The sequence below is a fragment of the Solwaraspora sp. WMMB335 genome (assembly GCF_049179075.1).
In the GTDB taxonomy this organism is placed as follows: domain Bacteria; phylum Actinomycetota; class Actinomycetes; order Mycobacteriales; family Micromonosporaceae; genus Micromonospora_E.
Genome location: NZ_JBMHMF010000001.1, coordinates 956,823 through 969,168, shown reverse-complemented (window position 1 = coordinate 969,168; position 12,346 = coordinate 956,823). Strand labels below are relative to the sequence as shown.

The window sequence follows — 12,346 nt, the reverse complement described above, 5'->3', positions numbered from 1 at the left end:
CCTCGAACCACCCCCACCCGGGACACCCCGACAGGGCGACCGAACCCGGCACGCCCCCGGGCCGGACCGGCGAACCGCTCTACTGTCGGCGGTGCCGCCGAGGCGTGAACGTCCGCTTCAACCCCCACGGCGTCATCGTCGAGTACCTCCACGCGGCCGAGCAGCGCGGCGAACGCAGCGACCACAAAGCCGAGCCGGTACCGGTCACCGAGATCCCCGACCCGATCATCGAGTGCGACTTCTGCTCCGCACCCGACGCCACCTGGATCTACCAGTGCGCCAACCAGCTCACCGATGTCCGACGAGTCACCGCGCAGGTCGTGGCCGTCAGCGACTACCGCAACCGGCACCACGCCGCGCGCGTCCGCCGCACCGACACCGAGCACGCACTCACCCAAGCATGGGGAGAACGATGGTCCGCCTGCGACGGCTGCGCCGACCTCATCGAGACCCGAAACATCTACGGCCTCATCCAGCGGGTGGCCGACGCGATGCCAGCAAAAATGGTACGAGGCACACACCTCGCACGAACCCGTGCCCTGCTCCACGAGACGTACTCGACGGTCTTCGACACCCTTGCTCCCGGCCGTGGCCAGATCACACCCGGCAACCCGATGGGCATCTGGCCCGAGCCCCCAGAGGCGGCGTCGTGAACACCACCTCGCGGCACCGCCCACCCGCATACACCCACGCCAAGTCCGTCCGGCACCCTCGCCCGGTCTGCGGCCTCGACAACGGACCGCTGACCCGCGTCACCGAGGACCCTCACCTCGTGACCTGCCCGGACTGTCAAGAACTGGCCGACATCGACGCACTCCCCGACGACGCGACCGCAGGTGACCCCCACGTGATCGAGGTCCTCCGCGAAGCCATGCGCGGCGCGACACGCAAGATCGACGGGGTCGTGGTGGACCCGACCACCGCCGCCGCGATCCTGACCGTCTACGACGCCGCCAAACCCGCTACCCGGGCCAAACTCGCCGCACTGCCCCTGCACCGCATGGCGCAGGTCGCATGGCGAGTGCTGCGCCCACACGTCTAACTCGGCATGGGTCGGTGGCCGGCGGGCACACCCGAGGGTGCGCGCAATTCCCGACCGGCCACCTCGCCCGCTCCGGGCCACCTGCCGGCCACACGACCACCAATACCCGGGCCGGACGTACCGCCGATCCTACGACCCGAGCCACACGCACCTCGACGACGCGGACGGCCACCGAGCCGCCCGCGAGGGAGGATGAACGGCGTGGCACGACGCGTGATCGACGGACGGACAGCCCTCGACCGGGCCGGCGTCGCCGCGCACACCGGCGCGGCCTACTCCACCGTCAACCACTGGCACCGCCACCACGCCCGATTCGGCTTCCCTGAGGGCTTCCGTAGCAACGGCCGCCAGTGGTTCTGGCTCGACGACATCGAGACATTCCACGAAGCACACCAGGCCGCGAAGCGCGCCGAGCTCACCAAGGTCGACCGCCGCGGCAACCCCGATGACCTCATCGGCTCTGGCACAGCAGCGAGGGTCCTCGGCTACGGCTCCTACCGCAACCTGCCCGACACCCTGCTCGACCGTCCCGACCGCATAGAGATGCTGCCAGACGGACGGCGACGACGCCTGTGGTACCGGCGCACGGTGTGGGCCGTCGCTGACGCCCGCACCGGCCGGCAATCCACCGGCCGTACCCCCGGCACGACCGGTGCCCGCAAGCCGCACCCGTACGCCGACGACCCTCGGCTTCCCGTCGCCATCGCTCTCGTCGGCGAGGCGGATCGCATCGGGCGCGACCGGCGTGGCCTCGGCACCGTGCTGGCGAAGCAACTCGACATCACCCAACGCACCGCACAAAGGTTGCTCGCTGCCGTGTACGCGTCGAGCGGCACCGCTGGCGGGAAGTAGACCACCTCAGTACGAGAGATGCCGCCGAGGCCGGGAAGTGGCCTCGGCGGCATCTTGGCCTTCGAGCTGGTCAGTCCTCGTCGTCGCCTACGGCAGCCCTGGATGTCGGGACCTCGATTAGGTAGCGCAGCGCGCCGTTGATGTCGGTTGCCTGGGTGGAGGCAGTCCGCTGTAGCACGTCGTACACGTCGTCATCGATCTCGATCGTCCAGCGTGTGGGTATTTGGTCGTCCATGCTCGATTCCTTCCGATGGGTTGCGGTAGATGCCCCGGGGGGGTCACCCACGTCTATCCATCCCGGTCTCAATGGAACGATCAAGCCTGACCGAACCAGTACGGTGTTGGCGCCGGACGAGGCTCTTTCGACCTGAGCCGCGCCGCGACGGTGGTACGGCTCGCGCTGAAACGCGACCGGTGCCGGACTGAGAACGCAGCGACGCCGGGTTGCGATCGGCTATACTAGAACCGACACCTTGCGCCCGGCCTACGAGCCAGGCGAGCCGGACTTTTGATTTCAGCGGAGCGCACCTCTTGGTGCGACCATCAGCAGGTAAGAGTCCAAGCTGCCGGCGGCACGGACTCAGCAGGTCCAGTCAGGTTGACTGGTCGAGCTGAGTCGTGCGTGTGCGCCTCTCTCGACCAACGGTGAGGGAGGCGATCCGTGGGGCTCGGAGAGCTGTTCGTCTGGATCCCGCTGAGTGGCAGCGTCGTGACAGTTGCCACCTTGGCGTTCCGTGCGCTCAAGGAAAAGATCCAGGCTGATCGCGATACGTCGCTCGCAGAGATGGCGCTCCGAGACACGCGGCCAGAACAGCGTAGGGAGATCCTTGACGGCCGGCGAACCTCCGGCCGTTCCATGCTTTGGCCTCAGCTACCTCAGCGCCAGCATGGGGCGGCTCGGATAACCCGCCTGCGCCCCGTCGCCGCTCGAGGGCGGCGCGGTCACTTGAAGGCGGCCAAGGTGATCAGCCCGCCGGGCCTCAGTAGCTCGCCGTGGGCGAGCATCGCCGATCACAATCGAGTAGCGTCGCCCAGGCTGCGTCGGCGGCGCGGAGCAGGGTGTCGGCACGTCTACACCGACGCGGTGGAGCGGGAGCCGCCGACCGATTGCGCCTCCTGGCGCAGCGTGGCGAGGAGTTGCGACACGGCGCTGTTGCGGATGGAGTAGCCGTTCTGGCGTAGTCGGCGTGCGAGGGCGTCTCGGCTGACGGTGTTGCCTTCGCGGGTCAGCTCGTCGCGGGCTGCGCGGGCGGCGGGCAGCAGCGGTACGAGATCCGGGGTGAGGCCCACATCGGTATCATCCGGTTCGTCGGACGAGTCGTCATCGCGAGACTCTGCGTCGGGGTCGTGGCCAGTTTCGCGGCCGTCTGCTTCATCGTCGCCTGCCACGCGTTCGGCAGTGTCGCGCGCCATACCGAGACCCGACGTGCCCGTATCCCCGGGGACGACCGGCCACTCGGGCAGCGATCTCCGATCGCGTGGCACGATATCGCTCGTGGCGGGCGCAGGCTCAACGGGCGCCGGTGCGGCGGGTGCTTGAACCCGTACCGCCTGCAGGTGGCGTTCGGCTTCTCGGCGACGGGCAGCGAGTTCGACGAGTGATACCGACGCGACGATGATCAGCCCGTCTACCGAGAGCGGTAGGAGGTAGGGCACGGTGCCGGTTTCGCCGTAGCGGGCGACGACTCCGACCATGTGGTGGTAGCTGATCCAGGCTGCGATGGCAGCGATGGCCGAGGCGGCGACGATCCGGATGATGCCGAGCGTACGGCGGTGCACGGGTACGCGGGTGACCAGCTCGACCGTGATGAGCAGTGCCATTGGTGGCCATGCCGCGATGGCCTGGGAGATCGGGTTCGGCTGAGCGTGCAGGATGTTCGCGGTGACAGAGGCGGCCACGCCGAGAGCGAGCGTTGCCCGTACCGCCCACTGCAGTCGTTGGAGGCGGGTGTCGGTCATGGTCGTGTCCCGCCGACGGGGACGGTGGGCCGGAGCTGCCGTTCGGCGACGCGACGGGTGGCCTGGGAGGGTTCGGCGTCGCCGAGGTCGGCGAGGCGTTCCTCCAGCCGGCGCAGGGTGCGTCGTACGGCGTCAGGGCGGTGCTGGCGGCCGTGGATGCGCATGATCCGCTGGTACAGCTCTTCGTTGACCGGGTCGAGTTCGGCGGCGCGTTCGAGGGCGGCGACCGCTTGGTCGGGGTGGTCGGTTTCGAGGATTTCGGCGATGCGGGCGTGGGCGGTGAGGATCTGGTGGCGATAGCTGGTGGCGTAGTCGGTGGCCCAGGTGTGGTCGTGGCCTTCGGTGAAGTCACCTGCGTAGAGATCGGTCGCGCGGCGTAGGGCGGTGAGGGCCGTCTGCTCGTCGGTGGCGATGGTGGCCTGGTTGATGGAGGTGAGTATCTGCCAGAGGTCCACTGTGACGGTCTCGGGGTCGAGCTGGTATCGGCCGGTGGCGGGGTCGTAGACGATGAACATGGGTTCCTCGTGGCCGGTTGCGGTGCGCAGCACCCGCCGGGCTGAGGTGATGTCCGTGCGTACCCGTTTGACGGCGACGGACGGGTCAGCGTCGGGGTGTAGGGCGGCGGCGAGTTGGTCGAGGGTCCGGCCAGTGGGGTGGGCGGCGAGCAGGGCCAGGACGGTGTACGAGCCGGTGCGCATTCCGGTCGCGATCGGGCCGGTATCGGTGGCAACTGTGACCGGGCCGAGTACTCGGAGCTGTACCAGGGCCGGTGCGTCGTCGGGCTGGACGGGCACTGGCTCGGTCGTCTCGACGGTCGCCGCGGCTGGGGAGGTTTCGGCGGGCGGGTCGTCGACGTCGGTGCCGGGCTCGGGGCGGGCGAGGGCGTCGGTGAGCATGCTCAGGATGGCGGCGAGGCCATCGGCGCCCAGGGTGGACAGCCTTGTCACGGGGTACGGCTCGTCGGTGCCTGTCGTGGTGCCGTCTGCGGTGACATCGACGGTAGGAATGCCTTCGTGGTCGCCGAGGATCACTGGGTGCAGGTCCAGGGCAGCGCGGTGGGTGGCGACGGCTTGGAGTCGGGCGGCGTGGCGGCTGGTCGATTCGATGAGCAGCACGTACGGCGGCTGGGTCTCGGCGTGGTCGGTGCGGGTGTTGAGGTCGGTGATGGTGTTCGCGTCGAAGGTGTCCAGCAGTCGCCTGCGGCCGATCATCTCTTCTTCAGCGTGGGTAACAGCCGCTGCGGTGTCGGCGAGGACGATGAGTCGTTCCCCGTCGTAGGCGGTGCCGTCGGGGTCCAGGCCCATCGCCGGGGCTTCCTCAGGGAGGAGCTGGTGGAGCAGGCTGGTGGTGGTGACGACCACGGGCCGTAGGACGGCGGTCTCGGTGGCGTTGGTGGTGAGGACGGCGGCGAGGATGGCGCGGGCTGCCGGGATGGCTCCGTCACCGTGTAGGGCGATGCCGGTGCCGGATAGCTGGAACAGGCTGACCTCGGCGGCGTCGGCGTCGAGGCCGACCGGTGCCGGCACGGCCGGTGCGGCGGGCCGGTGGTCATCGCCGTTGCGGCCGAGGTTGCGGCTGCCGATCGTGTCGGCTTCAGCGAGGGACGGCGGCATCGGGGACGGTTGCGGCGCGAGGCTGGCCGGTGCCGGGAAGGTGAGGCGGGCGCGGCGTCGTCGTTGTAGGCGTAGCAGTGCGGCGACGGCAGCGATGGCGGCGGCCAGGCCGAGGCTGATCCAGCCCTGCGTAGGCAGCGTGATGCCGGCGTCGTCGGTCGGCTCGTCGTCGGCCGGATCGGTGTCCGCCTGAGGTGCGTCGGCTTCGGCCGAGTCGTCGGTTGCGCTCGGTTCGGCGGTACGCGGTGTCGCCGCGCTTGGCTCTGGGCTGCTAGGCGCTGGCGTAGCACTGATTGCCGGCTCAGGTGGTGCTGTTTCGTCGGCCTCTGGCGTGCTGGTGCCTGGCCTGCCGGCCTCGGACGAGGGTGTCGCCTGATCGGCGGGGAGAGCAAGAATCCAGCCCACATGGATTTGGTCGGGGTCGGTGAGGGAGTACCCGTTGGGCTGTTCGTGTCCCCGGTTGAGTTTGTAGATCTCCCGCCAGCGGTGTGGGTCGCCGAGGTGAGTCGCGGCCAAGTCCCACAGGTTGTCTCCAGCGACGACCTGATGTATCCCTCCTGGGGCGTCGCGTGCCCAGGCCGGGACGGTGGGGTTGTCGCGGTGGGCAGTAAGCGGGAGCGCGGTGCTGGTGGCGGATGCGGTGACGGTCAGCGCTGGCCGTGGGCCGTGCTGCGTCGCCTGTGGGGTGCCGGTGTGTGCGGGGGTGACGTTCACAGCTGGGCGACGGGCGGCGGCGTCAGCGGCAGCGGCGCTGGCGGTGGTGGGGCTGGCGGTGGTGGGGCTGGTGACGGCGCGGGCGGCGTCGAACAGCACTGCTCCGGCGATCGCTCCGACGAGCACAGCGGCAACCCAGCGGATCGGGCCGCGTCCACTCGCCGGGGGTCGGGGCTGGCCGCGTCGGGTTGCTGACGCGGCGGCGGACGTCTCGAGGATCTCGATGATGGTGTCGCGGAGGAACTGTGCCCACAGCACCCAGCCGATCGTGGCGAGCAGCGCGAGGAGCATCTGATCGGACCACGGGCTCGTGACCGCAGTGTGCAGGTCACTCGCGGTCGGTATCGCTACGAGGGTTGGCCAGCCAATCCAGTCGAGGGGCCAGCCTGTGGTGACGATCAGCAGCCACGGGACCCCGGCGGTGAAGCCGGCCAGCGCGGCGAACGCGAGCAGGGCGCGCACGGTCCGGGCGATGACGGCGAAGGCGCGGGACATGCGTGATCGTCCTCTCCAGATGGGCAGGGTTCAGGTGGTGGGGCCGGTGACGCCTTGCACGGCAGTCGCGGTTGCGGTCGCGGAGACCTCGAGTTGGTGTACGCCGATGATCTGCAGGAGTTGGGTGTGGCTCGCGCGGTGCACGGTGACGGTGACGGTGGTCGCCGTCGCGGTGGCCTCACCCGTGGCGCCGGCCGAGGCGAGCCACGCGCGTGCCGCCGACGCGGCGCGTGGCGGGTCGAGCTCGGCGACGTTGCGGGTGCGGTACTGGTACAGGTCCAGCTCCTGCGCTCCGGCGCGCGCTGCGGCCTGGGCGATGTCGAGGGCGCGGACCTTCTCCGTCAGGGCCAGCCCGGCGTCGAGAACGAGCCCAGCGACTGCGAGCAGGGCGATGATCATGAGGACGGCGAACGCGGTCACCTGGCCGGAGTCGTCTCCGGCGCGTTCGCGTAGCCGCCACCAGCGGCCGACGTCGGATGGCCTCATGATGTGCCTCCGCGCCAGGCGTCGATTGGGGAGGTCGCTGTGGCCGCCACGGTGCGGGTTCCGGGGACGGACAGCAGTGCGAGATCGGACAGGGGAACGGTGCAGGCCAGGGTGACGGTGACTGCCCCGCCTGGCTGGAGTCCACCGGTGACGACGGTGACGCTGACCTGCTGGCAGGTGACGGCGCGGGCGGCCAGGGTCTCCCGGGCGGTGTGGTCAGCTGCGGCGTGGGCGGCGGCGTCGGTGCGGGCAAGTGAGGCGGACCGGGCGGCAGCGCTGGCGGCGGCGTCGAGGTCCATCTGAGCGGAGACCAGCCGCCCGCAGAGCACCACGAACAGCATGACGGCGACCAGCAGCGGGGTCACGAGTACCGCCTCGGTGGTGCTCGTCCCTTGGTCCCCGCCCGTAGCTCGCTGACCAAGCCGGGCGCGCGTTGCGGCATGGGTCATGGCGCGGCTCCGTCGTCGGGGACGAAGCGTTCAACGGGTCGTACGACCGTGGCGCGGACCGACCACCGTACGCCGGGGACCACGGTCGCGGCGGTGCCGGTGATCTCGGTGCGGACCTCGGTGGCGGTACGGGTCACCGACACCGACGGGTCCTTGAGCACCCCATCGCCGATCGCGGCGAGGGTCTGCTCACCCGCGTCGCGGCCGGTGGCGGCGCTGGACTGGTAGCCGGCGGCGGCGTTGGCCGCGCGATTCGTGGCGCTCTGGGCGATGTGGGTGGCGTGCATGAACACTCCGGCCTGGATCACGAACATGACGATGAGCAGCAGGAGCGGCATCGCGATGGCCAGCTCGGCGGTCGCGGCGCCGGTGTCGGAGCCGGCGACGAGGCGGCGGCGGGCGCGTAGCCGCCTGGCCGCGCCGAGCGCTGGGGAGGGTCGGCGCTCGGCGCGGTGCTCCGCGACGGTGGTGGTTGGCGGCATTGGTGTCAGCCGAGGTCGATGCTGTTGGCCTTGCCTGCGACCTTGACCGCGATGATGCCGATGACCGCGATCGCCAGGGTCACCAGCAGTGCGGTGACGAGGACGGACTCGGTGGAGTAGCCGCCGTCGGGGTTGGCGCGGGCTGCCTGCCAGCGGTGCCGTAGCTCGGCGGCCAGGTAGGTGAGGAGAGCGGACATTGCGTGTTCCTCCAATGCGGTACGGAGCATTCGTGACTGATCGGGATTGGTGAACTGGAGTGCTTCCTAGAGACCGCCGAGGACGGCGGCCATCGCGGGATAGCCGAGGAAGATCAGGAAGCCGGCGAACAGGGCGACGATGGGCAGCGCCATCCGTTCGGTCGCGGCGTTCGCCTCGCCTTCGGCGTCGGTGAGTCGCCGGGCGCGTAGGGCAATGGCGCGGGACCGCAGGGACGCGCGGACCTTGGCCCCCTCGGTGCCGGCCAGCCCCACGGTGGCGGCGAGCTGCTGCAACTCGGCGACGGCGACCCGGCGGCCGAGGGCGGCGAGGATGTCCCACGGCGGTACCCGGGCCAGCCGCGCCTCGGCTAGGGCGTAGCGCAGTTCGGTGTAGGCAGGGCCGGAGCCGACCTTCGCCGCGTCATCAAGCGCCTGATCCACCCCGGTCCCGGACGCGAGGCTGATCACGACCAGATCGAGAAACGACGACAAGGCGTCGCGGAACGCGGCCCGGTGCTTGGCGGCCTCCGATCTCACCGACAGTTCCGGGGCGAGGAACCCGGCCACGCCGAGCAGCAGCGACGCGGCGGCCGGCGTCGTCACGCCGGTGCCCACTCCGGCCAGGGCGAGCAGCGATGCGGCGGCGGGAGGCAGCAGGAGCCCGAACACTGCTGCGGTCGCCTGCTCGGCCAGGTGCACCTCCACCGGCTTGTCGACGGTGGCGAGGTCCCGGCGGGTCGAGGCAAGAGGCAGCCCGGCGCGGCGCAACCACCGCACCGCCGGGCGGCCCCACCGCCCCGACCACCCCACCGGCGGGGCGGTAGTGGCGGCATCGACCACGTCGATGCCGTACGGGGCGTCGAGGGCTTTGTCCAAACGTGGTGGACGGGGAAACCAGCCCACCACCATCAGCCACAGTCCGAGGCCAGTGCCGAGCCCAGCCAGCAACACCAGCCCGGTCATGTCGGCACCGCCCGCGACACGTCCGGCGCGGCGGCACCCGCCAAGACCCTGGAGGCATCTCGATCCCGCATGAGCCGGCCAAGCCACGCGAACGCCAACGCGAAACAGCCGCCGGCGGCCAGGAGCACCAGCTGACCGGTCGGAGTGTCGAACGGAGCGAGGTAGCCCCGGTTGAGCAGGGCCAGCATCCCGGCCATGGCGAGAGTCGCACCGACGATGACCCGAGCGGAGGTGCGGTTGCGTTTGCGGGCGGCGGCGACGCGGTGCTGGGAGGCCACCTTGGCGCGGGCCGAGGCCGCCAGCTCGCTCAGGACGTCGCCGAGTTGTCCGGCGCTGCCCCGCGCGGCCATCACCAGCCCGGCGACGACAAGATCGGCGGTCGGATCGGCCAGGTCGTCGGCGAACCCGCGCAGCGCGTCCGGTAGCCGCCAACTGCGCTGCAGCCGCACCGCGAGCCGGGTCACCTCCTCACGGATCGGCTCCGGGGATTCGATTGCGCTGGCGGTGATCGCCTGCTCCAGCCCGGCCGCTGCGGACAGGTTGTCCCGCAACGCCTCCGTCCAGGTCGCGATGGCCTCGATCCGGGCCACCCGGCGGGCATGATCGCGGTCCGGGCCGATGATGGCCGGTAGCATCCACGCCCCGACCGCCGCCAGACCTGCCGCGACCGGCCAACGCGTCACCACCCCGACGACCACGCCGACGGCCAGGCACGCCGCTACCCGACGCCGGTCGACCGCCCCACGGGCCGCCGTCAGTCTCGACCACCACGACTCCGAATCGAGGTCCGCTCCGGAGTCAGCGGGCCCGCCGTCCCGGCGCGACAGGCCCACCGCCAGCAGGACCAGCCCGACCGCGGTTCCGGCCCCCAGCAGCGCAGCCAGCGGCACCGTCAACACCATCACGCCCACCCCCCACCCGAGGCGCGGGCGTCATCGAGCAGGCCGGGGTTGAAGCCGTACCGGGTAAGTGCCCACAGCAGCCCGGTCGACGGCGGCGCACCCGGCACCGCCCGCCCGTCCGGGCCGGGGCGAAAGATCTCGTTGCTGGACACGGCCAGCCCGTCCGCGCCAACCACCTCCCGCACCGAGGTCAGCACCCGGCCACTGCCGTCACCGCTGAACCCCATATGCACTACCAGGTGCACGGACTCGGCGACGAGAAGGTTGGTGGTGGCCGGTGCCAGACGTTCCGGCGCCTGTGCGGCGTAGAGCATGAGCTTCTTCAGCGCACCGCCTGACGACGAGGCGTGGATGGTGCCCAACGACCCGTCGTTACCTTGCGACATGGCGTTGAGCATGGGGATGACCTCGTGCCCGCGGATCTCTCCGACGATGACGCGGTCCGGTGACATGCGCAGTCCCGAGCGGAACAACATGCTCATGTCGATCGCGCCTTCGCCCTCGACGTTGGCCTCCCGCGACTGCAACGGCACTACGTTCGGATGCACGGTCTTGTCCGCGTCGAGCGCCAGCTCGTAGGTGTCCTCGATCGTCACGATGCGCTCGCCGGGTGGGATCGCCGACGCCAGCGCCCGCAGGAGGGTCGTCTTGCCCGCGCCGACCCGCCCCGCGATGAGCACGTTCAGCCTCGCCCGCACCGCAGCAGACAGCAGCTCCCGCAGCACCGGGTTGACGGTGCCGAGTTGTTCCAGATCGGCGAGGGTGACCTTCACGTAGCCGTGCCGGCGGATCGACAGCGCCGGTCGCCTCGTCACCGACATGATTGCGTGCAGGCGGGAGCCGTCCGCGAGTTGCAGGTTCATCACCGGGGCCGCCCGGTCCCAGCGGCGTTCCTCAGCGCTCTCGCCGCCGGTCTCGGCGCGGCCGGCGTCGGCCGCCAGCCGGCGGATCAGCTCCACCATCTCCGCATCCGAGTCGGCGATCGGCCCGACCCGTGCCCGAGTGCCGTCGGAGTACCGGACGAACACCTGATCGCACCCGTTGGCGTTGACCTCCTCGATTCGCCTGTCGTTGAGCAACGGCTGCAGGCCGCCTGCGCCGAGCAACATGTCCGCCACCGCCCGGCCCACCCGCGACTCGACATCCGGACGCAGCGGCGGCCGGCCGGCGTTCATCTCCTCCGTGGCGTACGCGTCCAGAACCTCAGCGATCAATTGCCTGGTCGTCGCCGCGCGGTCGCCGGCGGGCATCGGCGACCCGGTCGCTGTCTCGTGTGCCCGCGTGTCCCAGGTAAGCCGCTCGGCAACCTCCCGCCGGACGCGCCGCACCACCGCGGCCTCGCTAGCCTCACCAACGCCCAAGGTCGGCAGGGAAGACCCGGTCACGATGTCGCCTCCTGCGCTGTATCCGTGCGCTGCGGGGTCACCACAGGCAGGTACGGGGTGAGGTCGGTCCACAACCGCGTGTACGCGGCCATCAGCGGCAGCCGCCGCCAACGCCGCCCGGCTGTGAGATCTCCGTCGAGTACCGCCGCCGCCTGCCGGTCGTACGGCAAAGGACCGAGTACGCTCACCGCCTTCGGATCACGTGCCAGTTCCTGTCCGAGGTGGGTCGCCAGGACATCCGCCACTTCCGCCGCTGGATACGCTCCGCCCGCGCCGAGCAACACCACCAGGCGACCCGGAGCCGCACCAACGAGGTCGCCTAGGTGTTCCCGTAGATGCGCCAGGTCGTCGGCGTTCGCTCGCGCCAGCACCACCATCACGTCCGCGAGCTGTAGCAGCGGCCATACCGGCGACCCCGGTCCCGACCGGCCGCAGTCCGCCACCACCACCCGACCCGGCGCGGCCAGCACCTCCCGTTCACCACCGGTCAACTCCGGCACCGCCGCACGAGTCTGCGCACCACCCGCCGGAGCCACCACCACGGGCACTGCCACCTCAGCCACCGGCAGCCGTTGCGACGCGACAACGAACACATCCGCATGGCTCGCCACACCCCGTGAGGCAGCCGCCAGGTCTACGATGCTCGGCGCCGCCGCCAGCCGGTGCCGGCGTGTCAGGTCGCCACCGGCCGGATCGCACTCCAGCACCACTGGCCACGCCCAACCCGGCGCCACCGCGGCCAACCCGAGCGCTGTCGTCGTCGCACCCGGCCGACCCTTCACATACGTCACCGCCAGCAGAGGCATG

The 12,346-nt window shown here is 70.7% G+C and carries 14 protein-coding genes; 3 read left to right on the top strand and 11 right to left on the bottom strand.

Annotated features, from left to right (window positions below; genetic code table 11):
• Window positions 1-104: 104 nt before the first annotated feature.
• From ACN27F_RS03595 to ACN27F_RS03585, 3 genes are all read left to right on the top strand, one after another.
• Window positions 105-653 carry a hypothetical protein gene (locus ACN27F_RS03595; protein WP_421431172.1) on the top strand — a complete coding sequence of 183 codons (549 nt, stop codon included), beginning with the start codon at window positions 105-107 and terminating at the stop codon, window positions 651-653.
• Entirely contained in the window at window positions 650-1,042 is a 393-nt protein-coding gene (locus ACN27F_RS03590; protein WP_421431171.1) for a hypothetical protein, read from the top strand. Before ACN27F_RS03595 ends, ACN27F_RS03590 begins: the two co-directional genes overlap by 4 nt.
• 192 nt (window positions 1,043-1,234) lie before the next feature.
• Window positions 1,235-1,894, top strand: a complete 660-nt coding sequence (locus ACN27F_RS03585; protein ID WP_421431170.1) for a hypothetical protein — start codon at window positions 1,235-1,237, stop codon at window positions 1,892-1,894.
• Window positions 1,895-1,964: 70 nt separating this feature from the next.
• Here ACN27F_RS03585 and ACN27F_RS03580 read toward each other — a convergent pair whose 3' ends face one another.
• The 11 genes from ACN27F_RS03580 to ACN27F_RS03530 form a co-directional block, all read right to left on the bottom strand.
• A complete protein-coding gene (locus tag ACN27F_RS03580) occupies window positions 1,965-2,129 on the bottom strand; it encodes a hypothetical protein (RefSeq protein WP_421431169.1) in 165 nt (54 codons plus the stop codon).
• An 836-nt stretch (window positions 2,130-2,965) separates the two neighbouring features.
• Window positions 2,966-3,853, bottom strand: coding sequence for a DUF2637 domain-containing protein (locus tag ACN27F_RS03575; protein WP_421431167.1), 888 nt, complete (start codon window positions 3,851-3,853; stop codon window positions 2,966-2,968).
• A complete protein-coding gene (locus ACN27F_RS03570) occupies window positions 3,850-6,675 on the bottom strand; it encodes a BTAD domain-containing putative transcriptional regulator (protein WP_421431165.1) in 2,826 nt (941 codons plus the stop codon). Before ACN27F_RS03570 ends, ACN27F_RS03575 begins: the two co-directional genes overlap by 4 nt.
• A 30-nt stretch (window positions 6,676-6,705) precedes the next feature.
• Complete coding sequence (locus ACN27F_RS03565; RefSeq protein WP_421431164.1) at window positions 6,706-7,161, bottom strand: pilus assembly protein TadG-related protein; 456 nt, start codon at window positions 7,159-7,161, stop codon at window positions 6,706-6,708.
• The gene (locus tag ACN27F_RS03560; RefSeq protein WP_421431163.1) at window positions 7,158-7,610 is read right to left on the bottom strand and encodes a TadE/TadG family type IV pilus assembly protein; all 453 of its coding nucleotides are present in this window, start codon (window positions 7,608-7,610) and stop codon (window positions 7,158-7,160) included. The genes ACN27F_RS03565 and ACN27F_RS03560 overlap by 4 nt, the downstream gene beginning before the upstream one ends.
• Window positions 7,607-8,092, bottom strand: a complete 486-nt coding sequence (locus ACN27F_RS03555) for a TadE family protein (RefSeq protein WP_421431162.1) — start codon at window positions 8,090-8,092, stop codon at window positions 7,607-7,609. The genes ACN27F_RS03560 and ACN27F_RS03555 overlap by 4 nt, the downstream gene beginning before the upstream one ends.
• A 5-nt stretch (window positions 8,093-8,097) precedes the next feature.
• The gene (locus tag ACN27F_RS03550; protein ID WP_421431161.1) at window positions 8,098-8,289 is read right to left on the bottom strand and encodes a hypothetical protein; all 192 of its coding nucleotides are present in this window, start codon (window positions 8,287-8,289) and stop codon (window positions 8,098-8,100) included.
• A gap of 66 nt (window positions 8,290-8,355) precedes the next feature.
• The gene (locus ACN27F_RS03545) at window positions 8,356-9,252 is read right to left on the bottom strand and encodes a type II secretion system F family protein (protein ID WP_421431159.1); all 897 of its coding nucleotides are present in this window, start codon (window positions 9,250-9,252) and stop codon (window positions 8,356-8,358) included.
• On the bottom strand, window positions 9,249-10,163 hold the full coding sequence (locus tag ACN27F_RS03540; protein WP_421431158.1) for a type II secretion system F family protein: 915 nt from the start codon (window positions 10,161-10,163) through the stop codon (window positions 9,249-9,251). The genes ACN27F_RS03545 and ACN27F_RS03540 overlap by 4 nt, the downstream gene beginning before the upstream one ends.
• Window positions 10,154-11,539 carry a CpaF family protein gene (locus tag ACN27F_RS03535; RefSeq protein WP_421431156.1) on the bottom strand — a complete coding sequence of 462 codons (1,386 nt, stop codon included), beginning with the start codon at window positions 11,537-11,539 and terminating at the stop codon, window positions 10,154-10,156. The genes ACN27F_RS03540 and ACN27F_RS03535 overlap by 10 nt, the downstream gene beginning before the upstream one ends.
• Entirely contained in the window at window positions 11,536-12,345 is an 810-nt protein-coding gene (locus tag ACN27F_RS03530) for a hypothetical protein (RefSeq protein ID WP_421431154.1), read from the bottom strand. Before ACN27F_RS03530 ends, ACN27F_RS03535 begins: the two co-directional genes overlap by 4 nt.
• Window position 12,346: the final 1 nt, after the last annotated feature.

Coding starts and splice junctions, on each gene's coding strand:
- ACN27F_RS03565 (WP_421431164.1), bottom strand. CDS start 7,161: ATGAGGCCATCCGACGTCGGCCGCTGGTGGCGGCTACGCGAACGCGCC.
- ACN27F_RS03550 (WP_421431161.1), bottom strand. CDS start 8,289: ATGTCCGCTCTCCTCACCTACCTGGCCGCCGAGCTACGGCACCGCTGG.
- ACN27F_RS03560 (WP_421431163.1), bottom strand. CDS start 7,610: ATGACCCATGCCGCAACGCGCGCCCGGCTTGGTCAGCGAGCTACGGGC.
- ACN27F_RS03570 (WP_421431165.1), bottom strand. CDS start 6,675: ATGTCCCGCGCCTTCGCCGTCATCGCCCGGACCGTGCGCGCCCTGCTC.
- ACN27F_RS03580 (WP_421431169.1), bottom strand. CDS start 2,129: ATGGACGACCAAATACCCACACGCTGGACGATCGAGATCGATGACGAC.
- ACN27F_RS03555 (WP_421431162.1), bottom strand. CDS start 8,092: ATGCCGCCAACCACCACCGTCGCGGAGCACCGCGCCGAGCGCCGACCC.
- ACN27F_RS03545 (WP_421431159.1), bottom strand. CDS start 9,252: ATGACCGGGCTGGTGTTGCTGGCTGGGCTCGGCACTGGCCTCGGACTG.
- ACN27F_RS03530 (WP_421431154.1), bottom strand. CDS start 12,345: ATGCCTCTGCTGGCGGTGACGTATGTGAAGGGTCGGCCGGGTGCGACG.
- ACN27F_RS03575 (WP_421431167.1), bottom strand. CDS start 3,853: ATGACCGACACCCGCCTCCAACGACTGCAGTGGGCGGTACGGGCAACG.
- ACN27F_RS03585 (WP_421431170.1), top strand. CDS start 1,235: ATGAACGGCGTGGCACGACGCGTGATCGACGGACGGACAGCCCTCGAC.